Source organism: Vibrio mimicus CAIM 602 (assembly GCF_000338875.1).
Classification (GTDB): domain Bacteria; phylum Pseudomonadota; class Gammaproteobacteria; order Enterobacterales; family Vibrionaceae; genus Vibrio; species Vibrio mimicus.
Genome location: NZ_AOMO01000033.1, coordinates 20,335 through 45,864, shown reverse-complemented (window position 1 = coordinate 45,864; position 25,530 = coordinate 20,335). Strand labels below are relative to the sequence as shown.

The 25,530-nt window shown below is 49.6% G+C and carries 20 protein-coding genes and 1 pseudogene; 8 read left to right on the top strand and 13 right to left on the bottom strand.

What is annotated here, in order from left to right:
* Window positions 1–314 precede the first annotated feature (314 nt).
* Together hupA and D908_RS08630 are read left to right on the top strand one after the other, a co-directional pair.
* Entirely contained in the window at window positions 315–587 is a 273-nt protein-coding gene (gene hupA, locus D908_RS08625; RefSeq protein WP_001044506.1) for a nucleoid-associated protein HU-alpha, read from the top strand.
* Between the two features lie 45 nt (window positions 588–632).
* A complete protein-coding gene (locus D908_RS08630; protein ID WP_000813305.1) occupies window positions 633–1,322 on the top strand; it encodes a DUF1481 domain-containing protein in 690 nt (229 codons plus the stop codon).
* Between the two features lie 92 nt (window positions 1,323–1,414).
* Here D908_RS08630 and purD read toward each other — a convergent pair whose 3' ends face one another.
* From purD to D908_RS20485, 3 genes and pseudogenes are all read right to left on the bottom strand, one after another.
* Window positions 1,415–2,704, bottom strand: a complete 1,290-nt coding sequence (gene purD / locus D908_RS08635) for a phosphoribosylamine--glycine ligase (protein ID WP_001197697.1) — start codon at window positions 2,702–2,704, stop codon at window positions 1,415–1,417.
* 58 nt (window positions 2,705–2,762) lie between these two features.
* A complete protein-coding gene (gene purH / locus D908_RS08640) occupies window positions 2,763–4,355 on the bottom strand; it encodes a bifunctional phosphoribosylaminoimidazolecarboxamide formyltransferase/IMP cyclohydrolase (RefSeq protein WP_005524783.1) in 1,593 nt (530 codons plus the stop codon).
* A gap of 83 nt (window positions 4,356–4,438) precedes the next feature.
* Window positions 4,439–4,582 (bottom strand): annotated as a pseudogene (locus D908_RS20485) (phosphoribosylamine--glycine ligase); the annotation flags it as partial.
* A gap of 157 nt (window positions 4,583–4,739) precedes the next feature.
* Here D908_RS20485 and zntR point away from each other — a divergent pair.
* From zntR to D908_RS08660, 4 genes are all read left to right on the top strand, one after another.
* Entirely contained in the window at window positions 4,740–5,138 is a 399-nt protein-coding gene (zntR, locus tag D908_RS08645) for a Zn(2+)-responsive transcriptional regulator (protein ID WP_000486331.1), read from the top strand.
* Between the two features lie 210 nt (window positions 5,139–5,348).
* A complete protein-coding gene (gene cadC, locus D908_RS08650; RefSeq protein WP_005524782.1) occupies window positions 5,349–6,911 on the top strand; it encodes a lysine decarboxylation/transport transcriptional activator CadC in 1,563 nt (520 codons plus the stop codon).
* A 534-nt stretch (window positions 6,912–7,445) separates the two neighbouring features.
* Window positions 7,446–8,783: a cadaverine/lysine antiporter gene (gene cadB, locus D908_RS08655; protein ID WP_000097421.1), complete on the top strand. Its 1,338-nt coding sequence runs from the start codon at window positions 7,446–7,448 to the stop codon at window positions 8,781–8,783.
* A 109-nt stretch (window positions 8,784–8,892) separates the two neighbouring features.
* On the top strand, window positions 8,893–11,028 hold the full coding sequence (locus tag D908_RS08660; RefSeq protein ID WP_005524781.1) for a lysine decarboxylase CadA: 2,136 nt from the start codon (window positions 8,893–8,895) through the stop codon (window positions 11,026–11,028).
* Between the two features lie 121 nt (window positions 11,029–11,149).
* Here D908_RS08660 and D908_RS08665 read toward each other — a convergent pair whose 3' ends face one another.
* The 5 genes from D908_RS08665 to D908_RS08685 all read right to left on the bottom strand — a co-directional run bounded on the left by D908_RS08665 (window position 11,150) and on the right by D908_RS08685 (window position 17,989).
* Complete coding sequence (locus tag D908_RS08665) at window positions 11,150–12,790, bottom strand: methyl-accepting chemotaxis protein (RefSeq protein WP_005524780.1); 1,641 nt, start codon at window positions 12,788–12,790, stop codon at window positions 11,150–11,152.
* A gap of 204 nt (window positions 12,791–12,994) precedes the next feature.
* On the bottom strand, window positions 12,995–13,612 hold the full coding sequence (locus D908_RS08670) for a PepSY-associated TM helix domain-containing protein (protein ID WP_050557233.1): 618 nt from the start codon (window positions 13,610–13,612) through the stop codon (window positions 12,995–12,997).
* A gap of 72 nt (window positions 13,613–13,684) precedes the next feature.
* Window positions 13,685–15,727, bottom strand: a complete 2,043-nt coding sequence (locus D908_RS08675) for a TonB-dependent receptor (protein WP_005524778.1) — start codon at window positions 15,725–15,727, stop codon at window positions 13,685–13,687.
* A gap of 267 nt (window positions 15,728–15,994) precedes the next feature.
* Window positions 15,995–16,600, bottom strand: coding sequence for a bifunctional 4-hydroxy-2-oxoglutarate aldolase/2-dehydro-3-deoxy-phosphogluconate aldolase (locus tag D908_RS08680; protein WP_000151472.1), 606 nt, complete (start codon window positions 16,598–16,600; stop codon window positions 15,995–15,997).
* Window positions 16,601–16,612: 12 nt separating this feature from the next.
* Window positions 16,613–17,989 (bottom strand): GntP family permease, encoded by a 1,377-nt coding sequence (locus tag D908_RS08685; protein ID WP_005524777.1) that lies wholly within the window; start codon window positions 17,987–17,989, stop codon window positions 16,613–16,615.
* A 153-nt stretch (window positions 17,990–18,142) separates the two neighbouring features.
* Between D908_RS08685 and D908_RS08690 the strand changes: the two genes are divergently transcribed.
* Together D908_RS08690 and edd are read left to right on the top strand one after the other, a co-directional pair.
* A complete protein-coding gene (locus D908_RS08690; RefSeq protein ID WP_000919101.1) occupies window positions 18,143–18,661 on the top strand; it encodes a gluconokinase in 519 nt (172 codons plus the stop codon).
* Window positions 18,658–20,454 (top strand): phosphogluconate dehydratase, encoded by a 1,797-nt coding sequence (edd, locus tag D908_RS08695; protein ID WP_005524776.1) that lies wholly within the window; start codon window positions 18,658–18,660, stop codon window positions 20,452–20,454. Before D908_RS08690 ends, edd begins: the two co-directional genes overlap by 4 nt.
* 75 nt (window positions 20,455–20,529) lie before the next feature.
* On the opposite strand, the gene D908_RS08700 is transcribed toward edd, so the two are convergent.
* The 5 genes from D908_RS08700 to accC form a co-directional block, all read right to left on the bottom strand.
* Window positions 20,530–21,528 carry a LacI family DNA-binding transcriptional regulator gene (locus D908_RS08700; RefSeq protein ID WP_005524775.1) on the bottom strand — a complete coding sequence of 333 codons (999 nt, stop codon included), beginning with the start codon at window positions 21,526–21,528 and terminating at the stop codon, window positions 20,530–20,532.
* Window positions 21,529–21,667: 139 nt separating this feature from the next.
* Window positions 21,668–21,964: a DNA-binding transcriptional regulator Fis gene (fis, locus tag D908_RS08705; protein WP_000462885.1), complete on the bottom strand. Its 297-nt coding sequence runs from the start codon at window positions 21,962–21,964 to the stop codon at window positions 21,668–21,670.
* 23 nt (window positions 21,965–21,987) lie between these two features.
* Window positions 21,988–22,956 carry a tRNA dihydrouridine synthase DusB gene (gene dusB / locus D908_RS08710; RefSeq protein WP_005524774.1) on the bottom strand — a complete coding sequence of 323 codons (969 nt, stop codon included), beginning with the start codon at window positions 22,954–22,956 and terminating at the stop codon, window positions 21,988–21,990.
* A gap of 139 nt (window positions 22,957–23,095) precedes the next feature.
* Window positions 23,096–23,983 carry a 50S ribosomal protein L11 methyltransferase gene (gene prmA, locus D908_RS08715; protein WP_005524772.1) on the bottom strand — a complete coding sequence of 296 codons (888 nt, stop codon included), beginning with the start codon at window positions 23,981–23,983 and terminating at the stop codon, window positions 23,096–23,098.
* Between the two features lie 196 nt (window positions 23,984–24,179).
* Window positions 24,180–25,523, bottom strand: coding sequence for an acetyl-CoA carboxylase biotin carboxylase subunit (gene accC / locus D908_RS08720; RefSeq protein WP_000884886.1), 1,344 nt, complete (start codon window positions 25,521–25,523; stop codon window positions 24,180–24,182).
* Window positions 25,524–25,530 lie beyond the last annotated feature (7 nt).

The window sequence follows — 25,530 nt, the reverse complement described above, 5'->3', positions numbered from 1 at the left end:
GGTTAAACCACAAAATCTCAGGAGAATATGAAGAAGCATTTCTTCGCCTGAAGGAGTCAAAAGTACTTTTTTCAGTCACTAAATCGATTGAAATGACAGGCTTCCCAAACGATTAGCCCTTTTTAAATAAGGTTTCTCACCCCCAATTACAAGCAACCGCATAGCTTGATTAGTAACAAATTGTGAGTTGTTACTCAGATTACGGTTAAAAGTGCGTCATAAAAGCGAAAGTTGCGCGACAAACCTTTGCCAGAGCGGGCATTTATGTTTTAGAGTGAGCTCGATTCGATAACCTATTGAGAAGGGAAACCTAAATGAACAAGACCCAATTGATCGACTTTATCGCAGAGAAAGCGGACCTAACTAAAGCGCAAGCGAAAGCGGCTCTAGAAGCGACTCTGGGTGCGGTTGAAGGTGCTTTGAAAGAAGGCGACCAAGTACAACTGATTGGTTTTGGTACATTCAAAGTTAATCATCGTTCTGCTCGTACTGGCCGTAACCCAAAAACCGGTGAAGAGATCAAAATTGCGGCAGCTAACGTTCCTGCATTCGTAGCAGGTAAAGCGCTGAAAGACGCGATCAAGTAATTGCTTTATACTACGCCGAGATAGAACATCTCGGCGTTTTTGTTTATGAAGCAGCAGTTATCCTTCCTTCTTTTGGTATCTGGTCTATTGGCCGGGTGCTCTTCTACTCCCAATCCTAACCTTGAGCAGATCAATCAATTTACTGGTGGTAAAACGATTGGTGATGCGACCAGTTTTTATTGGTATACCGAGCGTTTTCAAAAACCAAGCTCAGCCTCAGACTATGTGACTTCCGGCGATTACGGCAGCTACCAAACCAGTTACCACTGGGAAGAGGGGCAAATGCGTGAAATTCGTCGTGAAGGTGAGCATCTCGATGGTAAAAAATTGGTGCCGTTCAGCGTGCATATCCGCTTTAGCAAAGAAGGCGAAGCAGTGTACCAACAGTATCGACTGGCGGGAAAAGTGCTGCCAATGAGTGAAGAACAGCTTGCGCATTACGTATTGCAAGCCAAAGCCGTTGCAGAAGCCACTAAAGAGCAAGATAAAAAGGGGTTAGAGCTAATCCAAGGTTATTGGAATGGCAAAGTGTTTGAAACCTGTGCAGGCGTTGAGTACCAACGAGTCGAGTTTAATCAAACGCTGCCCAGCTTTGTGTTTAACCGCCTCGCTTCTATCGAAAGCTATGTAGCGTTTTTAGGCAAGATCCGTAACGACAAAGTGCACATCGACGAGTTGCTATTGCTGGATGATACCGATCACGGCTGCGTGGAACAGCCAGAGTTGCTGGATTAAATTCACTAATCCCAATGAGAACGAGTACAGAAATGAAATAAAAAAGCGCGAATCTCGCGCTTTTTTGTATTGATAAGGCGGTGAATGCCGGATTACTTGGCTTGCTCACGCGCAATCGCGCGATAACCGATATCGCGACGGCAGAACATGCCATTCCAACGGATTTGATCGGCGAGCTGGTAAGCGCGTTGCTGCGCTTCTAATACCGTATTGCCGAGTGCAGTGGCACACAGTACGCGACCGCCATTGGTCACCACTTGGTCGCCTTGGGTTTCGGTGCCCGCATGGAACACTTTTTGTCCTGCGGTTTCTTGAGTCGGTAGACCTGAAATCACGTCACCTTTGGCGTAATCGCCTGGGTAGCCGCCAGCGGCCAGTACCACACCGATCGAGGCACGAGGGTCCCACTTAGACTCCACTTGATCCAGCTTGCCTGCAATCGCCGCTTGGCACAGCTCAACGAGGTCAGATTGCAGACGCATCATGATCGGTTGGGTTTCTGGATCACCAAAGCGGCAGTTGTACTCAATCACTTTTGGCGCGCCAGTTTTATCAATCATCAAACCCGCGTAGAGGAAGCCAGTGTATGTGTTGCCTTCCGCTGCCATGCCACGCACCGTTGGGTAAATCACTTCACGCATTACGCGATCATGAATTTCTTGAGTGACTACTGGCGCAGGAGAGTAAGCACCCATACCGCCCGTGTTAGGGCCTGTATCGGCATCACCAACACGTTTGTGATCTTGGCTGGTGGCCATTGGCAGTACGTTTTCACCATCAACCATCACAATAAAGCTGGCTTCTTCACCGTCGAGGAATTCTTCAACCACCACACGGCTGCCTGCTGAACCAAAGGCATTTCCTGCCAGCATGTCTTGAATTGCATCTTCCGCCTCTTGCAGAGTCATCGCAACAATCACGCCTTTACCAGCAGCCAAGCCGTCCGCTTTCACTACAATCGGCGCACCTTTTTCACGCACATAAGCCAGAGCTGGCTCAATTTCAGTGAAGTTGGCGTAAGCCGCGGTTGGAATGTTGTGGCGAGCGAGGAAATCTTTAGTGAAGGCTTTGGAGCCTTCCAGTTGAGCAGCGCCTTGGGTTGGGCCAAAAATGGGTAAACCCGCTGTACGAAACGCATCAACCACACCAATCACCAATGGTGCTTCTGGGCCAACAATCGTCAGCTCAATCGCTTTATCTTGGGCAAAGGCAACCAGTGCTGGGATATCGGTGATACCAATGTTGACGTTTTGCACCTTGTGCTCAAGGGCGGTGCCCGCATTACCGGGAGCCACGTAAATGGTTTCAACTTGTGGGTTTTGTGCCACTTTCCACGCCAGTGCGTGTTCGCGACCGCCAGAGCCGATGATGAGAACTTGCATTGTGAAATCCTTACTTAAACAAGATGGGGCGCGTTGCACCCCATACGAATAATACGAATTAATGACGGAAGTGACGCATGCCAGTGAAGATCATTGCCATACCGTGTTCGTTGGCCGCATCAATCACCTCTTGGTCGCGCATTGAGCCACCTGGTTGGATCACGCAAGTGATGCCTGCTTCTGCCGCGGCATCAATACCATCACGGAATGGGAAGAAGGCATCCGATGCCATGACGCTGCCCGCCACTTTCAAGCCTTCATCGGCGGCTTTGATACCCGCGATTTTCGCGGAATAAACACGGCTCATTTGGCCTGCGCCAATGCCGATGGTCATGTCGCCTTTGGCGTACACAATCGCGTTGGATTTCACGTATTTCGCCACTTTCCAGCAGAACAGAGCATCTTTCAGCTCAGCTTCGCTGGGTTGACGAGTGGAAACCACTTGTAGGTCATCTTGTGCCACCATGCCTTGGTCACGGTCTTGCACCAATAAGCCACCATTCACGCGCTTCAAATCAAATCCTGTGGTTTGGCCTTGCCATTCACCACACTCAAGTAAACGTACGTTTTGTTTGGCTGCGACGACGTCGATTGCCGCTTGCGAGACTTTCGGTGCGATGATCACTTCAACAAACTGGCGATCGATGATCGCTTGCGCGGTTTCACCATCCAGTTCGCGGTTAAAGGCAATGATGCCGCCAAATGCAGACGTTGGATCGGTTTGATAAGCGCGGTTGTAGGCTTGCAGCAGATCGTCGCCCAGCGCTACACCACATGGGTTAGCGTGTTTCACAATTACACAGGCTGGCTCGCTGAACTCTTTAACGCACTCTAGTGCGGCATCGGTATCAGCAATGTTGTTGTAAGAAAGGGCTTTACCCTGAATTTGGCGCGCGGTTGCCACTGAGGCTTCTTGTGGGTTGGCTTCCACATAAAATGCCGCTGCTTGATGGCTGTTTTCGCCGTAACGCATATCTTGTTTTTTGATGAACTGCGCATTGAACGTGCGTGGGAATTTGGATTCCTCATCACCTTCTTTGTTATCGCCATAAGAAGGAACGAGCGTGCCGAAGTAGTTAGCAATCATGCCATCGTACGCAGCGGTATGTTCAAAAGCGGCAATCGCCAGATCAAAACGCGTGGTTAATGTCAGTGAGTTTTGGTTAGCATCCATTTCGCGGATAACACGGTCGTAATCGTGCGCATTCACCACAATGGTCACATCTTTATGGTTTTTCGCTGCAGAACGCACCATAGTCGGCCCGCCGATATCGATGTTTTCAACGGCATCGGCCAGCGTGCAATTTGGGTTAGCCACGGTTTGTGCGAAAGGATAGAGGTTCACCACCACCATATCGATCGGCTGGATGCCGTGGGTGTTCATCACCGCATCGTCTTGACCACGACGACCTAAGATGCCGCCATGCACTTTCGGGTGCAGGGTTTTTACGCGCCCGTCCATCATTTCTGGGAAGCCGGTGTAATCGGAAACTTCCGTTACCGCAAGGCCTTGCTCTGCGAGCAGGCGTGCAGTGCCACCAGTTGAGAGCAGCTCAACGCCACGTTCCGCGAGCGCTTTAGCGAACTCAACAATGCCGGTTTTATCTGATACGCTGAGAAGCGCACGGTGAATAGGACGAGCGTTGTTCATGCTTCCATTTTCCTTTAAAAGATATTTGCCGAAAGTGATCTGTTGCGCTGTAGTGGTTTGAAGTTCACTTCAAATCCTGAGTGAGCGAAAGGTAACAGAACAGTTTGGGGAAACACCTTATCCGCCGGAATTTGGATGGCGCGTATTCTAACCAATTTATTACAAAAGATCTCGCGCAATCGTTTGGCATGGGAAAAATAATCGCTAAAAAACGGTTTTTCAAGCACAAATTTTAACGAAAGCTTAAATATACCAAACTACTTGGAGTGGCAGGTAGGCGGCAAGTGAGTGAATCCCCATGAGTATAGGCAGACTATGTGATTGGGGTGAGCGAACGTAGCCAACACCGCTGCCGCTTCAAGTAGGAAGGGAAGAGGAGCAGTTATGTTTCAGATTGGAGAGTTAGCTAAACGCTGCGGAGTTTCAACCGATACGCTGCGTTTCTATGAAAAAAATGACCTGATTGTTCCGGCAACCCGCACTGAATCCGGTTATCGAATGTACGATGAAAAGAGCCTGAAACAGGTGGCTTTTATTTTAAAAGCCAAGGAGTTAGGGCTGAGTTTGGATGAGATAAAAGAACTACTCGAAATTCGTTTGGAAGCGACAGAGCACAGTTGCGCCGAAGTGAAAGCCATTACTAGTGCTAAACTTGCAGTGATTGATCAAAAGATTGAAGAGCTAACGCGTATTCGAAGCGCGCTGAAAAAAATCAATGATGCCTGCTGCGGGCACGTTGAGGATAATGCTAGTCACTGCTCGATTTTGGCGGCGTTGGAATAAGTATTCCAAGTCACGAAGTCGTCATAAAGGTAAGGGCGTTCAGCAACATTTCAAGCGGGAGTGTTCAACCTAAGTTTGCATTTTTTAGTATTATCAATAGTAGGTGAAACCGTTAGGCACGATTATAATTTCGCCCCTCATTGGTGGCGGGTTTCTTATGTGCTTCAACCTGTTTTCTGATGCTATCTTCCTGATACAAAGAGCTGTTCTATGATTGGAATCTATTTTCAAATCAATGACTGGGTTCTGTGCATTGATGAGAATAAGCTGTATCGCCAAGATAGGGAGGTCTCGGCCGAGCCACGTCTTATCAACTTACTGCATTTTCTTGCGGAACATACCGGAGAGGTATTTGGCCGTGAAGAACTCATTCAACACGTCTGGGACGGGGCAATAGTCACCGACCAAGTGGTCACACAATCCATTTTTGAGTTGCGTAAGCTGCTACGTGACGGACGCGAAGAAAACCTCAGTTATGTGGTGACAGTGCCGAAACGGGGCTACAAGCTGGTGGCTAACGTACAACGTCTCGATAGCAACCCTTATCTCTCTGCTCGCCAAGAAGAAACGTTGCCAAGTGAGCCTCCTTCTGAACCGGATGCGCCAGAGGCGGATGAACCTGTCGCCGAGATTGTGTTTCCTGCTGGGCCATTAACCCGCGCGGTTTGCCACAGCCAACAGCCAAAGAAAACCAGCCAGCCTAATGTGAGCCGTTGGCGGCTAAATCTGCTCAATGCACTCTGGATTGGCTTAGTGATTGTCGCCATGGGCTTTTTCACGATTAAGCAGTCGCAAGTGCGGATTACCCAAGTCGTCGATACCCATTTGATTGAGTTTAAGTTTCAGGATGATTTTGACTCAAAAGCGCTGAGCCATGATCTGGCGGATGGAGTTGCCCAAAAGTTGATGGCAGACATTACTCAGGTCAGTGACTATCGTGTGATGCTCAGTAAAGCGGCGTTTACGTCGGGGATCTTGCCCGGAAAATCGGTAACGGTGCGTGTGAATGATAAGGAAGGGCATTCATTTTTGGATTTGGAGTTAAAGAACAACTCCTCTGATGCCATTTTGTTTAGCCGCCAATATCCGCTGGATAGCCAGCACCTAGCAACGGTACTCAAAAATGCTGAACTGGATATTATGCTGGCCTTGAAAGTACCTAACGCAGAGCAACAAGCGCAGCAGTTGTTGGTGGACTTTCCGAGCCAAGCGTCGGCACTAGAGTTGTATGTTCGTGCCAACCACTATCTGAATTTATCGGATCGTCAACAATTCCAAAAAGGGATTGATCTGCTTGAGCAGGTTCTGACCCTAGAGCCGAAAAATCATTATGTACAAGCCGAATTGCTGATTGCCTACCATGTACAGCAAGCCTTAGCTGGCAAAGAACCCTCGAATCAAGAGCGGATTTTGCTATTGAGTGAACGCCTGAGCCAAGCCAGTGAGTCACTCAGTGGGGTTGTTCAGCCGAGGATTTATGAAGCGTTGGCTTTACAAGCGACGGTTGATGGCCAGTTAGAAAGAGCTGCGGATTATTTAGTGCAAGCACAAGCCTTGCGAGAATCGGTGCTCTCTTATGTTTTGCAGGGCAAACACGCCGAGTTAAAAGGCGATTTGGATGGGGCAAGTGATGCCTACAGTGAAGCGTTTTATATGGATACTTCGCTGGAAACTTACTTGTTGTGCGAAAACTTGGTGTTTCACTCCAACCTGAAATCGATCGATTACGCTATGTATCGCTCGGTGCATCCTTCCGCGGTGCGTTTGTTGTAATTCTATAAGCGGACTCATCTCCTTTTTCGCCACACATCATTCAATCCCTCTCTGTTCAGGGGAGGGATTGCGCCTTACTATTCCCTTCTTCCCAATACTGCTATGTCGTGAATGCGTTTTCTTCTATCCCAGTTATGGGGCGATGCAATCTTAGCGTGATTGGTTAATCCTCATTTCGTCATGCTCATTTCAAAAAAGAGAGATAAACCTCATACGTACGGACTCATTCACCAGCCTGTTTATCCTAAAGTTCTCATGTTGATATTTTTACTCTGCAAGGATGATGATTTTAGATTTTTATTTAATGCATTGAAAATAATGGTTTTTATCTACCGTGTTTATCAGGTTGATATCAAGAAACTCATTCTTGTCTCATCATTTTATTGATAACCGTAAGTTTATTTTTTTTAGGTTTTTTGGGCGTAGTCTGCACCTCGAAATTTAGCGAGGTAGCGCAGGTGATTGCACTCATGACATCTCGCTAACCATTCAGTTTGAGTTTTGTAACTTAAGTAGAATCGATTTGGAGATGTTATGTCATCAAATGCAAAGAAAATTGGCCTGATCGCCTGTACGGGTGTTGTGGCTGGTAACATGATGGGCAGTGGTATTGCTCTGCTTCCTTCTACGCTTGCGAGCGTAGGTTCTATTTCCATTTATAGCTGGATTATCTGCATTATCGGTGCATTAAGTTTAGCGTTTGTGTTTGCTCGTTTGGCAACCAAAAACCCGCAAGACGGCGGCCCGATTGCTTATGCTGGGGAAGTGTCACCGGTGTTTGGTTTCCAAACGGGCGTGCTCTATTACCACGCTAACTGGATCGGCAACCTAGCGATTGCGATTACCGGTGTTTCTTACCTATCAGTGTTCTTCCCGGTGTTGAATGACCCGATTCCAGCAGGTTTAGCGACCATCGCTTCGGTTTGGTTGTTTACTTTAGTGAACCTGCTTGGGGGTAGCTGGGTAAGCCGCTTATGTACCATTGGTTTGGTGCTGATCCTGATCCCTGTTGTGGGTACCGCTCTGTTTGGTTGGACGCACTTTGACAGTGCCATCTACAGCCAAAACTGGAATGTGTCTGCGGGTAGCGATGGCCATGCAGTGATCACTGCGGTACTGATTTGCCTGTGGTCTTTTGTGGGTGTGGAATCGGCTGCGGTCTCTTCCGGTATGGTGGAAAATCCAAAACGTACGGTTCCGCTAGCCACCATGCTGGGTACCGGTATTGCGGGTATTATCTACGTACTTTCCACCCAAATGATCAGCGGTATGTTCCCTGCCTCTGAAGTCGCGGCATCCGGTGCACCTTTTGCACTGGCAACCACTGAACTGTTTGGTAGCTGGACTGCGCCCTTTGTTTCTGCCTTCACAGCGTTGGCGTGTTTCACTTCGCTCGGTTCTTGGATGATGCTTGTAGGCGAAGCAGGTAAACGCGCCGCTAACGATGGCAACTTCCCGAAAATCTTCGGCGAAACCGATCGCAATGGCGTGCCTAAAAAAGGTCTGCTGATTGCTTCAAGCATGATGACGCTGCTGATGCTGGTACTGATGTTCTTCAGCTCAGAAACCGCGCATGCTTCAGATCTGTTTAACCAACTGACCACCGATGCGGTACTGCTGACCATGCTGCCTTATTTCTACTCCAGCATTAACCTGATCCGCTTCGAGGGCATGACTACTCGCAATACGTTTGTGATGTTGTTCTCCGGTATTGCCAGCCTGTTCTGTATGGTGGCGCTGGCGGGGGCTGAAGGTTCAACACTGACTGCAACCTTCATCATGTCGCTGATTATTCTGATGTTCTACAGCAAAAAAGCGGGTCTTGCTCAATACCTTGAGACTCACCCTCAACAAGCTTCGGCTAATCACTGATTGATTCTGCTGGCGTCTGCCACGCCAGCTTTCTGAATTCACTATGGCGCTCATCTTACTCACTGTGTGGTGCACAGAGAGCGCCCTTTTTCGCCTTGGAGATGTCCAAATGAATATATTCGCTATCTTGAACCACATGGGTGTGTTCTTTAAAGAAGAGCCAGTTCGCCAACTACACGCGGCACTCGAAAAAGCCGGTTATGAAGTGGTTTACCCAGTTGATGACAAAGATCTGATCAAGATGATTGAGATGAACCCACGCATTTGCGGCGTGCTGTTCGACTGGGATAAATATTCGCTGGAGCTGTGTGAGCGCATCAGCAATATCAACGATAAACTGCCAGTGCATGCCTTTGCTAACGAGCAATCGACTCTGGATATTTCACTGACTGACCTGCGCCTGAACGTGCATTTCTTCGAATACGCATTGGGTATGGCGGACGACATTGCCATCAAGATCAACCAAGCGACTCAAGAGTACAAAGACGCGATCATGCCTCCGTTTACTAAGGCGCTGTTCAAATATGTAGAAGAGGGTAAATACACCTTCTGTACTCCGGGCCATATGGGTGGTACCGCGTTCCAGAAAAGCCCCGTCGGCAGTATTTTCTACGATTTCTACGGTCCAAATACCTTCAAAGCGGACGTATCGATTTCGATGCCAGAGCTTGGCTCACTGCTGGATCACTCCGGCCCACACAAAGAAGCGGAAGAGTACATCGCGCGCACTTTCAATGCCGATGCCTCTTACATCGTGACCAACGGTACATCGACCTCGAACAAGATCGTCGGTATGTTCTCAGCGCCTGCGGGCAGCACAGTTCTGGTTGACCGTAACTGTCATAAATCATTGACTCACTTAATGATGATGACGGACGTCACCCCGATTTACTTCCGCCCAACCCGTAACGCTTACGGCATCCTCGGTGGTATTCCACAAAGTGAATTCAGCCGTGAAGTGATTGCTGAGAAAGTGGCAAACACTCCGGGTGCGAGTGCGCCAAGCTACGCGGTGATCACCAACTCGACTTACGATGGCCTGCTGTATAACACCCAGTTCATCAAAGAGTCGTTGGATTGCAAACACATCCACTTCGACAGTGCATGGGTGCCTTACACTAACTTCAACCGTATTTATGAAGGCAAGTGTGGCATGAGTGGTGAAGCAATGCCGGGCAAAGTGTTCTACGAAACACAGTCCACTCACAAACTGCTGGCGGCGTTCTCGCAAGCTTCGATGATTCATGTCAAAGGTGAGTTTGACCGCGAGTCGTTCAACGAAGCTTTCATGATGCACACCTCAACCTCACCGCAGTACGGCATTGTGGCATCGACTGAAACCGCCGCGGCGATGATGCGTGGCAACACCGGCCGTAAGCTGATGCAGGACTCGATTGACCGTGCGATTCGCTTCCGTAAAGAGATCAAACGTCTGAAAGGCGAGAGCGAAGGCTGGTTCTTCGATGTTTGGCAACCTGAGAACATTGATACCACCGAGTGCTGGAAACTCGATCCAAACCAAGATTGGCATGGCTTCAAGAATCTTGATGACAACCACATGTATCTTGATCCAATCAAAATCACTCTTCTCACTCCGGGAATGAGCAAAGATGGCGAGTTGGAAGAGAGCGGTATTCCGGCGTCTCTGGTCTCTAAATACCTCGATGAACACGGCATCGTGGTCGAGAAAACCGGCCCTTACAACCTGCTGTTCCTGTTCTCTATCGGTATTGATAAGTCAAAAGCAATGCAGCTGCTGCGTGGCCTGACTGAGTTCAAACGCGGTTATGATCTGAACCTGACCATTCGTACCATGCTGCCTTCACTGTACCGTGAAGACCCAGCTTTCTACGAAGGCATGCGTATTCAGGAGCTGGCGCAAGGCATCCACGACTTAACGCGCAAATACCAACTGCCAGAGCTGATGTACAAAGCGTTTGATGTGCTGCCAGAGATGAAAGTAACGCCACATGTGGCATGGCAACAAGAGTTGCGTGGTCAAACTGAAGAAATTCTACTGAACGACATGGTTGGCCGAGTAAGTGCCAATATGATCCTGCCTTATCCTCCAGGCGTGCCATTGGTACTGCCAGGTGAAATGGTGACAGACAGCTCTCGTCCAGTGTTGGATTTCTTGGAAATGCTGTGTGAAATCGGCGCGCACTACCCAGGTTTTGAGACTGATATTCATGGCTTGTATCGCCAAAAAGATGGCGCTTACACCGTGAAAGTGCTGAAAGACTAAGCCAGCTTGAATCACCCTATAAAGACAGCGTAATTCCCCAATGGACGCTGATACACAGAGAGAGCCTCACGGCTCTCTCTTTTTTTATGGTGCAATCTAGGGTGAAACAGGGCAAAGCGGATCAGATCTTAAACACCGCAAAACTGCGGGCGAGTTGCTGACCGTTTTCCATCAGCTGCTCACTGGCGGCCGCCACTTGGTTAGCTTGCGCAGAGGCTTGAGTGCTGTGCTCGGCAATGTGAGTCAAGTTACGGGTGATTTCGTTGGTGGCCTCAGATTGCTGCGCGCTGGCTTCGGCGATGTGCTGATTGAAAGACAAGATGGTTTGGATCTCGGTTTCAATCTCCTTGAGCATCTGTTGTGCTTGTTCTGCTTGCTGCTGAGTGACTCGCGATTGCTGTTGAGTCTGAGTCATGGATTGGCTGACGCTCTGCGCTTTCTTTTGCAAGCCACTAATGATCTGCTCAATCTCATTGGTGCTGGATTGAGTGCGAGTGGCCAAGGTGCGTACTTCATCCGCTACCACCGCAAAACCGCGGCCTTGTTCGCCAGCACGCGCGGCTTCAATTGCGGCGTTGAGCGCCAGAAGGTTGGTTTGTTCTGCCACGCCACGGATCACTTCTAATACTGCGCTGACCGATTGGGTTTCCTGAGCAAGCATTTGAGTCTCTTGCTCAGTACGAGTCAGTTGATCACGCAGGGTTTGCATGTGCGAAGAGGTTTGGTTGATCGCTTGTCGGCCTTGGCTTGCGGCACTGTCAGCACTGCGTGCTGCTTGTTCGGCTTGGTTGGCCGCTTGGGCGACTTCTTGGTTTGAAGCATGCAATTCATTCATCGCTGAGGCCACGGTATCCACCGCTTGATGCTGTTCGTAGGCTTTGCTGGAAGCACTCTGCGCGACTTGGGTGAGTTCATCGGCAGAACCGGTGACGCTCTCAGTGATTGGAGTAATATCTTGCACGATATAGCGAATCTTAGCAGTGAACTGGTTAAAAGAGTTGGCGATCATCGCCAATTCATCTTTGCCCTGTACAGTCAATTGACGGGTGAGATCTCCTTCACCTTGCGCGATATCTTGCAAAGCCTGCAGCGTGTCACGGCAAGGTTGAACTATGCTGCGTCCAATTACCATCGCCAGTCCCAACATGACGATAAACGCTCCGCTAAACAGCAGTAAGATGGATTTCATGCGGTTCAAAATGATGGCGTTAACATCATCGACATAAACGCCCGTGCCGATTATCCAACCCCAAGGTTTAAATAATTTCACATACGAGATTTTGTCTACAGGCTTATCTGCACCGGGTTTTGGCCATTGGTATTCAACCAATCCCTGCTGGTGTTGACGAGTAACATTCACCATCTCCACAAACAGCGCTTTGCCATTAGGGTCTTTGAAGTCGCTGAGATTTTTACCATCGAGTTCAGGTTTCAGCGGGTGCATCACCATGCTTGGGGTGGAATCGTTAATCCAGAAGTAATCGTTGTCACCATAGCGCAGAGCGGCAATCGCCTGTTTTGCGGCTTGTTGTGCTTGTTCCGTGGTTAAGGTGCCTAGTTGTTCCTGCTGAGCATAGTATTCCAACAGGGCGTAAGCATTTTCGGTTAGATGTTGAGTTTTGGTTTGTTTGGCGATCATCAGGTCTTGTTGGTAATCCTGAATGGTCACGGCAAACGGAACCGAGAGCAGTAATAAAATGACAGCAGTAAGAAAAAAGAGTCGATTACGAATCGAGATGCGGCGCAAGCTAATAGAAGTCATAAGCATCACTCCTTGAGATATGACGGGCAGACGCGTTGTTGAAATTTTCATCGCACGGAAGACTGTAACAAACAGTTCATAGATGGGTATATGCGACCAAAGGGGCAAAGTGGTGAAGTTGTGCGCAGTGTCAGATTTCTTTTCTGATCAGCGAGTTGAAATGAGCATGGTCGTAATGAATAAAAACGTTCTGCTGTCTTTGAGTTAGCCAAATGCAGCGAAACAACCTGTGGCGATCACGCCCGCGATAAGTAGCCATACCGCACGCTTTGGGGATCCGTGTAATTTGGTCCACATCAGTAAACTGGTGAGTGCGAGCAACAGCATTGCTAGGGCTGCAAGGTCAGAAAATAACTGCCAGCCGATACCTGTCCCCATACCTCGATGCAGACGATTGAGTACCGCTGCCCAATTGGCCTGCTGTTGTTGAGTCTGAATTAGCAAGGTTCCGGGTACATATTGGGCGCTGTAAGTCTCTGTTACCGTGGTGGATCGCGCTTCCCAACGAGCAGGAATTAACAAAGGTTGCTCTGGGGTTGGTAAATATTGCGAGGTGATTTCACGCACCGTCCAATCTTTTTGACCAAATTGGGCAAAGAGGTGAGCTTGGAAAGCGTCTACCGAATTCAGTGGTTCAGTTAAGAGCAACTGCGCTTCACTCTTGTTGGTGTGTGGGCCGGGCAATGGCCAGACTGCGCGGTGCGATAGCCATAAACCAGTGATTCCGTACAACAGCATCAGCAACAGAGTGAAAAAACCACACCATGCATGCAGACGGCGTACCCATTTGTTGTTATGTAGTGGTAAGTGATGACGTTTCATAATCAAGCTGGCCGTTAGGCCAGCTCTCCTGTGTATGCCCTTTCGACTTGAAAGTCGAGAGAGTATCGGTGTTTAGAACTGGTAAGACGCGGTGAGGTAAAACTCGCGTGGCGCGCCTGGTTGAATTTGTGAACTGCTGGTGGCACTCAGGTAGTAAGCTTTGTCGAGTAAGTTCTCGATGCTTAACTGTGCACGCCATGCTTGCCATTCGTAACCGACACGGGCATCAAAACGAGCGTATCCGGGTAGTTTGGTGGTGTTAGCGCGATCGGCATAACGATCGCCTACCGCCACAAAACCGGTTTCACCGAACCAGCCATCCGCCGCGGATTGGTAAGCCACAAACAGCTCGCCGTTCAGGCGGGATACGTTAGTAGGGCGTTTACCTTGTTCATTGGTATCGGCTTCGACATATTTCGCATCTTGCAGACCAATGCCGCCACGCAGAGAAAATTCATCGGTCAGGAGTGCTCGGCTGCTCAACTCAATACCATCGGTGCGTTGTAAACCAGTGAGCACATAACGGCTTGGATCGAGCGGATCACGCGTGCGGCGGTTATACATTTCTAAGCGATAGACGGACAAGGTGGTTGAGATGCGGCCATCAAACCAATCGCTTTTTACCCCAGTTTCATACAGGCGTGAGTGTTCAGGATCGAGCTGGTTGTTTTTGTCTCCCGGCGTAATGCCAATTAAACCACCGCCCACTGGAGTAAAGGTTTGTGAGTAGGAACCGTACAGAGCATGTTCTTGCACTGGGCTCCACACTACGCCCAAACGTGGGCTCAAGCTGTTTGAAGAGAGTGTCTCTTCTTTATTGGTGTCGTTGCGATGGGTGGTCACCGTGAAATCATCGTGACGCAGACCCGCGACCACAATCCAATCTCCCCATTGCAGCTGATCTTGGACATAAATACCGTAGCTGCGAACTTTATGGTTGGCATCACTAAATAGCGACATGGGGCCATTGTAAGTCGGCAGTGAGTCCGGTTGGTACAGGCTACCACTTGGGATGTTGTTTTTATTGCGGTATAGCTTTGGAGAGCGCTCTTGCCAGCCTTGCTCTAAACCGATCAAAATTCGGTGGGCAATCGGGCCTGTGTTGAAGGTGCCTTCAGCTTCCGTATTGCTGATCAGATTGTTGGCTTGCAGATCTTGCTGCCAACGGCTGCGGGTAACTTGGTCGCCACTGACGCGAGTCACGTAAGTGTTATCAAACTGGCTATCGAGCTTGGTGTAGCTCAGTTGTTGGCGCAGTTGCCATTCTGGGTGGAAAGCCCAAGTGATGCGTGAGCGTGTGGTTGCGATATCATCATCAATAAAGTCACGGGTGGTATCGCTGTAAACGCTGCTCGCTGGAACATCGGCGGGGTAGCCGTTCACCGCAGGAATACCACGATCCGGTACGCGGTGATGGGAATGCTGTTCATACTGGATAAGCCAACTTAAGTCATCATTGATGTCCCAGTTGAGAGAAGGGGCAAGTAAAGTGCGTTTGCCTTCAACACCTTGACGGAAACTGCCGTAATCTTCTTGAGCAATATTAAGGCGAACTTGCACTTGCTCATTGACTTCACCATTGAGATCCGCGGCAAGGCGTTGGTAATCATGGCTGCCAATCCGTGCGGAAACGCTCGCGGCATCACCTGCGTGCGGTACTTTGCTGACGCGGTTGATGATACCGCCTGTGCTGCCACGCCCATACAGAACCGCAGCAGGGCCTTTGAGCACCTCGACACGCTCGATATTGCCGAGATCACGCGTGTATTGCATGTCATCACGAAAACCATCGAGGTAAAAATCGTTGCTGGCGGAAAAGCCGCGAATGTTGACACCATCAAAACGGGTATCTCCGTTGGCATTGACACCCGGTACACCGACCAAGGCTTCGCTGAGATTAGGTGAGCCAAAAGCGGTCAATTCTTCTGTTGAAAGTGAATCAATAGTTTGTGGTATCAGTTTCGCCGGTGTTGCGGTGCGGGTTGCGGTGGCCACTTCTGGCAGTTGGCTTTGTTGACTGGTGATGACTAAGGTTTCTTGTTCGGCGTGAGCCGATGCGGTGGCAGCAAGAACCGCGAGACAGACTAACGTCTTTGGGCGAGCAAAGTAACACATAAAAGATGAACTCTATTTATTATTGGGCAATGGATAGAGCAAAATGCATTCACTCTAAAAATGAATTGCAAATGATAGTAATTTTCATTATTGATTCAAGTGTTATTTCAGCACTTGATATTGAGTGGGTGAATTTTGAACATGCCGAGGAATTGGCATAAAAATGAAAGGTCTAGCCTAAGAACTCATATGTGGTTTTGCATAAATGCCGCGCAAAAAAAGACCAAGCATGGCTTGGTCTTTCGTAATTCTATTGCAGTCTCTGATTTAGACGTTGCGTACGAGCTCCGCTAGCGCATCCCATTCGCCTTTGTCCATCAGGTCAGTTGGAACCATCCAAGTGCCGCCACAAGCCACGACGGATTTCAGCGCCAGATACTCTTGAGCATTGTTTGGATTGATGCCACCGGTTGGCATGAAGCTGACTGGGTAAACCGCACTGAGCGCTTTAAGCATCGCAATGCCGCCTGAAGGCTCAGCAGGGAAGAACTTCAGCGTACGTAGACCCATTTCCATTGCCTGTTCAACCAAACTTGGGTTGTTAACCCCCGGGATGATTGCGATTTGACGCTGCTGGCAGTATTTCACTGTGGTCGGGTTGAGGCCCGGGCTCACGATGAAGTCGGCACCTGCCGCAATGGCTTCGTCCACTTGTGCGCTAGTCAGCACAGTACCAGCACCGATCAGTAGCTCAGGGTAAGCTTCACGCATGATGCGGATTGATTCCGCCGCCGCTTCCGTACGGAAAGTCACTTCTGCACAAGGCAAGCCGTTTTCAACCAGCACTTTGGCTAGTGGCAGTGCGTGAGCGACATCGTTAATCGCAATAACAGGGACGATTTTGATCGCTCTTAATCGTTGTTCAATGGTCATGAGTCCATACCTCTACAGAATAAAGCTGAGTGTTGCCACAATCAGGAAGGCGATACCGCCCAAAAGGGTTTCCATCACAGTCCAAGTTTTCAGAGTGGTTTTTTCATCCATCTCCATCAAACGTGAAACCAGCCAGAAACCAGAATCGTTAAAGTGTGAAAGCACAGTAGCACCGCCTGCAATCGAAATCACGATAAAGCACAGGTCAAGTTCTGACAGGCCAGTGGTCGCCGCTACAGTAGGTGCAATTAGGGCTGCTGTGGTGGTCAGCGCTACGGTTGCGGAGCCTTGTGCCACACGCAAACAGGTGGAAATCACAAATGCAGCAATCACAATTGGCATACCAGTGTCAGACAATACATCCGCCAGTGCGCTACCAATGCCGCTCGCGCGCAGTACGCCACCGAACATGCCGCCAGCACCAGTTACCAAAATCACCGCACAGATTGGTGCAAGAGAATCACCACACAGTTTTTCCAGTCGTGCCATGCCGTAATCTTTGGCAAACGCCGTCAAACAAACCAGCAAAGTGATCAGTAGAGCAATCGGTGTTTTGCCCAGCATACGCAGGAATTCCACCACAGGTGTTTTACCATCGATGATGCCCGCGACCGCAAGGGTGTTCAAACCGGTATCCATGAAAATCAGCAGCACAGGCAATACCAGAATGGTCATTACAGTAGCGAATTTTGGCAGTTTGGCTTCATCAATGATCGCATCGGTATTGAAGAAGGCTTTAGACAGCGGGATATCGAATTTCTTACCGGCATACAGGCCAAATAGGTAAGCACCCAAGTACCAAGTAGGAATAGCCACTAGCAAACCAACAATCAGCAGCAAGCCGATGTTTGCGCCAAGTAGTTCTGCCGCCGCAACAGGCCCCGGATGTGGTGGTACAAACGCGTGCATTACTGCAAACGCACCTGCTGAAGGCAGCGCGTATTTCAGTGGTGAGCCACCGAAGCGCTTCGCGACGCTGAAGATGATGGGCATCATCACGATCAGGCCCGCATCAAAGAAGATTGGGAAGCCAAACAGCAGCGATGCCACGCCCAGCGCAAACGGTGCGCGCTGTTCGCCAAAGCGACCGATCAGCGTATCCGCCAGCACTTTCGCCCCGCCAGTCACTTCCAAGATTTTACCAATCATGGCGCCAAGGCCGACCAGCAAAGCCACCGAGGCCAGCGTGCCGCCAAAGCCGCTCATCATGGTCGAAACCACTTTGTCAGATGCGACGCCAGTGGCAATCGCCGTGCCTAAACTGACGAGTGTCAGTGAAGCAAAAGCGTGGATTTTAAAACGAATAATCAGCAGCAGTAGCGCAATAATGGCAACCGCCGCCACGGATAATAGATACGTAGGATCAGAGGTTTGTAGTAAGGGGTCCATGAGTTCACCGTCCAGATTTATAGTTTGTGTTATAGCTCACATTTAGTGAAGTTACCGGTAACATGTTACCCATAACATGAATAAGATAAACCCATATTTCGAAGTGAATTTTAAAAATGCGATCACGCGCAAGTTTGGTTTTAAGGAGTCGTTATGGCCGGTAGTAGCATCATTGTGATGGGAGTTTGTGCTTGCGGTAAAAGCACCATTGGTGAGTTATTGGCAAAGCAGAGCGGGCGAAAATTCATTGATGGGGATGATCTCCATCCGCGTGCCAATATTCAGAAAATGGCCTCCGGCCAGCCGCTCAATGATGAAGATCGTAAGCCTTGGTTAGAGCGAATTCGCGATGCCGCTTACAGCCTTGAGAGCAAAAATGAACATGGCGTGATTGTGTGCTCGGCACTCAAAAAGCAGTACCGCGACCAGATCCGAGAAGGCAACCAAAACGTGACATTCTTGTTCTTGGACGGCTCGAAAGAACTGATCATGGAACGCATGCGTGCTCGCCAAGGTCATTTCATGAAAGAGAACATGGTCAACAGTCAGTTTGAAACCTTAGAGCGCCCTGATGGTGAGCCGCAAACCCTGATTATCCCAATTGATGGTGAAGTTGCTGAAGTTGTGCAGTGCGCCCTTCTTGCCTTGGAAGAGCAGCAGGGGGCGTTATGATTCATCCGGTTTTAGCCAAGGTTACTCAGAATCTGGTTGAGCGCAGCCGAGAAGCACGTGCCGCCTTCATTGCGCGCAGCCAAGCGCAAGAAAAAGCGGGCAAAGGGCGCAACTCACTTTCTTGTGGCAACTTGGCGCATGCGGTTGCGGCTTCTTGCAGCACGGAGAAAAAAGCGATTCTCGATTTCACGCGCAGCAATGTGGCGATTGTGACTTCCTACAATGACATGCTCAGTGCGCATCAGCCTTATCAGCACTATCCCGATCGCATCAAAAGTGTCTTGGCAGAGTACGGTCACACTGCGCAAGTGGCGGGTGGTGTACCTGCGATGTGCGATGGCGTGACTCAAGGTCAGCCGGGCATGGATATGTCACTGTTTTCGCGGGATTTGATTGCGCAGGCAACCGCACTCTCCCTCAGTCACAATGTGTTTGATGCCACTTTACTGCTCGGTATTTGCGACAAAATAGCTCCGGGACAACTGATGGGTGCGCTCTCTTACGCCCATCTTCCAACCGCCTTTATGCCTGCGGGTTTAATGGCAACCGGCATCAGCAACGAAGAGAAGGTGGATATTCGCCAGAAGTATGCGGCGGGCGAAGTGGGTAAAGATGCACTACTGAATATGGAGTGTCAGGCTTACCACTCGCCCGGTACGTGTACTTTCTACGGCACCGCCAACACCAACCAATTGGTGTTTGAAGCCATGGGGCTGATGCTGCCGGGTTCGGCGTTTGTGCATCCTCATTCGGCGCTGCGCCAAGCCCTCAATGATGCCGCGACCGTGAAAATTGCCAGCATGACGCAAGGTTCAGCTCAATATCGCCCGCTCTATCAAGTGGTCACCGAGCAAAGCCTGCTCAATGGTATTGTGGCTCTGCTGGCTTCTGGCGGCAGTACCAATCACACCATCCATATGTTGGCAGTGGCACGCGCAGCGGGGATTTTGCTGACGTGGCAGGACATCAGTGATCTGTCGGATGTCGTTCCACTGTTGGCTAAGGTTTACCCGAATGGCCCTGCGGATATGAATGCCTTCCAACAAGCGGGTGGAGTGCCTGCTTTGATGAAGCGTTTGCATGAAGCCCAATTACTGCATGCGGATGTAACGCCCGTATTTGGTGAGTTTAGTGATCAACTCTCACTGCCTGAGTTGGTGGAGGGCGAACTGCGTTGGTCACCTTGTGAAGGTACGCGCGATGCGCAAGTGATTGCCGCCAGTGGCGAGTGCTTCCAAACCACCGGTGGTACCAAAGTGCTCAGTGGTAACTTAGGACGAGCGGTGATTAAAGTTTCCGCGGTGAAAGATGACCAGCGCATCATTGAAGCGCCCGCGGTGGTATTCCAGTGTCAGCATGAAGTGGAAGCGGCGTACCAGCGTGGCGAGCTTAATAAAGACTGCATCGTGGTCGTCACGCACAATGGACCTGCGGCGAATGGCATGCCTGAATTGCATAAATTAATGCCGATTTTGGGCAACGTGCAAAAGGCCGGATTCAAAGTCGCGTTAGTAACGGATGGTCGCCTTTCCGGTGCGTCGGGCAAAATTCCATCCGCGATTCATGTATCACCGGAAGCGGTGCGCGGTGGGGCGATTGGTTTAGTGCGCGATGGCGACCTCATTCGTCTGGATTGCAGTACGGGAACACTCGAAAATCGGACCGACATGAGCCATCGCCAAGCTTTGGCGTTAGATACCGAACGCGATCAACAAATGTGGGGACGCGAGCTATTTAAAGTCATGCGCCAAGCCGTTTCTTCGGCTGAACAGGGTGCGAGCTTTATTGTTTAACCTTGCTGGATGCACAGCATAGAAAAGGCGGTGTATACCGCCTTTTTCGTCTTTATCCTTTGTGGATTGCTGGTGTTACACACTTTCACCCGCAGTAAAACGATAACCCATATCCACTATATGTTCTTCAGCTCGCTCACCTTTGAGTGCCGCGAGCAGTAACTGGGCACTTCTCTCACCAATCGCATAACGTGGCGTATCCACACTGGTCAGCTTCGGGGTAATAGTGTGGCCGATGTCCAGCGCGTTATAGCCCACCACGGAAAGCTGTTCGGGCACACGAATGCCACGCTGTTGCGCTACCAGCAAAGTACCAATCGCGATGTCATCGTTAGTACAGAACACACCATCCAGATCGGGGTAACGAGCGAAGGCTTCATCAAGCAACTGAGCGGCGAGAGAGAAGCTCGAATGCGAACCGGTTAATACATGTTTAATGGGAAGCCCGGCTTCTTGCATTGCTTGGTCATAGCCCTGCATACGCAGTTTGGTACGGGTATCGAGCCGTGCGCCGAAATAAGCAATCGAGCGTTTACCCGCCGCGATGATTTTTTTCACCGCCTGATAAGAGGCTTCAACGTGATCCATGCCCACCGCCATATCGATCGGGTTGGCGGGCAGTTCCATGGTTTCGACTACCGGTACGCCAGAGTTGGCAATCATTTGTAAGGTACGTTTGGTGTGATGGCTTTCTGTGAGGATGAGACCATCGACCTGATAAGCGAGCAGTGACGCAATTTTTCGCTCTTCTTCCTCTTCATCGTAACCAAAGTGGGCGAGTAGGGTTTCGTAGCCATTAGCTTTGGTTACCGCTTCAATTCCTTGTACAAAAGAGGCAAAAATTTGGTTCGATAAGGAAGGCAGTAAAATACCAATCGCTTTACTGGATGACTTGGAGAGCATCGCAGGGGCGCGATTTTCAATGTATCCCAAAGCCTCGACCACCAGCGCTATCTTCTCCCGCGTGGCTGCCGCCACCGAATCTGGGTTTCTCAGATAACGCGACACAGTCATTTTTGTTACGCCAACTTGATCCGCAACATCTTGCAATGTCGCGCGCTGTTTTCTTGTCATAGGTTATTGAGTCTTTTATAAAATGTTATGAGTAACATTATGAAGAAGTGACGGAATGCGCACAACCATTGAGTGTGTGGAATACAAGCCAATAAAAAAGCCCTGACAAAGTCAGGGCTTAAAAAAACGTCGGTGAAGATTAGTTCATGCCGTATTTTTTCAGTTTCTTACGAAGAGTGCCGCGGTTGATACCCATCATAGTTGCTGCGCGAGTTTGGTTACCGCGAGTGTATTGCATGATGGTGTCCAGAAGTGGTTGTTCAACTTCAGCTAGAACTAATTCATACAGTTCAGTCACTTCTTGGCCGTTCAGTTGAGCCAAGTAATTTTTAAGAGACGCTTTAACAGAGTCACGCAGTGGCTTTTGCGTGATTTGGTCTTGTGAAGTTACGGTAGTAACGGTTAAAGCTTCTGAAGTCAGATTTTGTTCGAACATATTCGGTCTAGCTCTTCTCTTAATTATGATGCAACGTTATCAAAATACCCTTCGAGCTCATCAAGTTGCTGGTCAGCAGTCTCAATGGCGTTGAAGGTACGGCGAAACGCACTCGCTTGTTCATGCTCTTGCAGATACCAACTCACGTGTTTGCGTGCAATCCGTGGGCCTAAGTACTCTCCATAAAACTGATGGAGTGCTTTTACATGACCAAGCATGATGTCTTTCACTTCCGAAATCGGAAGTTCTGGCATTGTGGTGCCGTGTTCCAAAAAGTGTTGGATTTCCTGAAAAATCCATGGTCGTCCTTGGGCTGGACGACCGATCATTAAAGCGTCTGCACCGGTGTACTCCAGTACGTAGCGGGCTTTTTCCGGGCTATCGATATCACCGTTAGCGATAACTGGAATGCTCACAGCCGCTTTCACCGCTTTAATGCTGTCGTATTCCGCCTCACCTTTGTACATGCAGGCACGGGTACGTCCGTGGAGAGCCAATGCCTGAATGCCGCAGTCTTCGGCTAATTGAGCAATCGAGACACAGTTTTTATTGTCTGTATCCCAGCCAGTACGGGTTTTGAGTGTCACAGGAACATTCACTGCATTGACGACCGTTTTCAGGATGCTTTCAATCACATCCGGATGGCGGAGTAGTGCAGAGCCGGCTAGCTTTTTATTTACTTTTTTGGCTGGGCAGCCCATGTTGATATCGATGATTTGCGCACCGTTTTCAACGCTGAACTGCGCGGCTTCGGCCATGAGCTGTGGATCGCTTCCCGCAATTTGTACTGAGCGAATGCCCGATTCGCCTTCATGTACCATACGGTTTTGCGATTTGGCCGTTTTCCACAACGCAGGATTGCATGACATCATTTCACTGACCGCCATTCCTGCCCCGTAGCGTAAACATAACTCTCGAAAGGGTCTGTCGGTGACACCCGCCATCGGGGCGACGATCAGATTGTTCTTAAGTTGATGATTTCCGATTTTCAAAACGTCTTCACAGCTTCGTACCAGCAAGGGCGCGCATTTTACGCATTTTTTTGATGCCTGAAAAGACTAATATTTGAGCATTGGCAAATTGTTTTGCCAAATAGTCGATTTATCAGTCAATTAGGCTTCAAAGTCTTGTCTAGCCTAGCTTGCGGCCAGAAATGCGGCACCATTCGCTCTTTTCTGCGATGGGGTCAAGTTCCAGATCGTCACGGTAGAATTCCGCTACGCTTTCGGCTTGCGTATCTAAAATGCCAGACATGGCCAGTTGGCCGCCGGGCTTCAGGAGTCCTTTGATGATCGGAGAAAGCTCACGTAGTGGGCCGGCCAGAATGTTCGCGACTACCACATCAGCCAGCAAACCTTCTGGTTGGTCTTTCGGCAGGTAAACTTCGATTTGATCTTCCACGCCGTTACGTGCTGCGTTGTCTTTGGACGCCAGTAGAGCTTGTGGATCGATATCAATACCGATCACTTTCGCGGCGCCAAGTTTGATGGCAGCAATCGCCAGAATGCCCGAGCCACAACCAAAATCGATCACGGTTTTGCCAGTCAGGTCGAGGTTATCCAGCCACTCTAGGCACAGTGCGGTCGTGGGGTGAGTGCCGGTACCAAAAGCCAAGCCTGGGTCGAGCATCACGTTCACCGCTTGTGGGTCTGGCACTTCACGCCAGCTTGGGCAGATCCAGAGGCGACGGCCAAATTGCATTGGGTGGAAGTTATCCATCCATTCGCGTTCCCAGTCCTTGTCTTCCACTTGCTCCACTTTGTGAGCAAAACCTTCAGCTAGCATGTTGCTTGTTTTGATCTGCTGAAGGATCAGCGAGGTATCCATATCCGCTTCGTACAGTGCCACCACATCGGTATCCCCCCAAAGGCGGGTTTCACCCGGCAGAGGTTCAAATACAGGCGTATCTTTGGCATCGAGGAAAGTGACAGACACGGCGCCTGTTTCTTCCATCAGCATATCGCCAATCGCTTCTGCATTATCGTTGGTCGCATTGAGTTTAATTTGAATCCAAGGCATGGCTTAAGATCTCATCGGGTTTAGATTGGCGCAGAGTGTAGCAGATTTACTGCTGATGTTCAGGCCAGAAAGTGGTCAGATATAAAACAAAAAGCCCACCGAAGTGGGCTTTATCGTATTCCTAGTGCAATCAGCCAATCCAAGTAGTTTGGGTATGATTGATTTGGTTATGCGCGATGAGAATAAAAACGGCGGCTTACTTGATGCCGAGTTTTTTCTCCAGATAGTGGATGTTCGTGCCACCTTTCTGGAAGTTTTCATCTTTCATGATCGATTGTTGCAGTGGGATGTTGGTTTTGATCCCTTCAACAATCATCTCATTGAGAGCGTTACGCATACGAGCAATCGCCACATCACGGTTTTCACCGTAAGTGATCAGTTTGCCGATCATCGAATCGTAGTGCGCTGGTACGGTGTAGCCGGAGTAAATGTGTGACTCCCAACGTACGCCCATACCGCCAGCCGCGTGGAAACGCTCAATCTTGCCTGGGCAAGGTAGGAAGCGCTCTGGGTCTTCCGCGTTGATACGACACTCGATCGCATGGCCGCGAATTTTGATGTCTTCTTGTTTGAAAGATAGCGGTTGACCAGCAGCAATACGCAACTGTTCTTTGATCAGGTCAACGCCGGTGATCATTTCAGTTACTGGGTGCTCAACCTGAATACGGGTGTTCATTTCAATGAAGTAGAACTCACCGTTTTCGTACAGGAATTCAAACGTACCGGCACCACGGTAACCGATTTCGATACACGCACGGGTACAACGCTCACCGATGAACTTACGCAACTCTTCAGTGATGCCCGGTGCTGGCGCTTCTTCCACCACTTTTTGGTGACGACGCTGCATCGAACAGTCACGTTCACCTAGGTGAATGGCATTGCCTTGACCGTCAGCGATCACTTGCACTTCAACGTGACGTGGGTTCTCAAGGAATTTCTCCATGTACACCATGTCGTTGTTGAATGCTGCTTTCGCTTCTGCGCGCGTCATCTGGATCGATTTAGTCAATTCAGCTTCGTTACGCACGACACGCATACCACGACCGCCGCCGCCGCCAGAGGCTTTGATGATCACTGGGTAGCCGATGCGTTTCGCGTGAGCTTTGTTTTTCGCTTCGTCGTTATCCAGTGGGCCGTCTGAACCTGGTACACAAGGTACGCCGGCTTTTTTCATTGCGTTGATCGCTGACACTTTGTCACCCATCAAACGGATGGTTTCCGCTTTTGGGCCCACAAAGATGAAACCACTGCGCTCAACTTGTTCTGCGAAATCCGCGTTTTCAGACAAAAAGCCGTAACCCGGGTGGATAGCCACTGCACCAGTGACTTCCGCCGCAGAGATAATGCGTGGAATGTTCAGGTAGCTGTCGATGCTTTTGGCAGGACCGATACAGATAGACTCATCGGCCAGCAGTACGTGTTTCAAGTCACGGTCAGCAGTCGAGTGTACTGCTACCGTCTTGATACCTAATTCTTTACAGGCGCGAAGAATACGGAGCGCAATTTCGCCCCGGTTCGCGATGACTACTTTATCTAACATAAAGGTG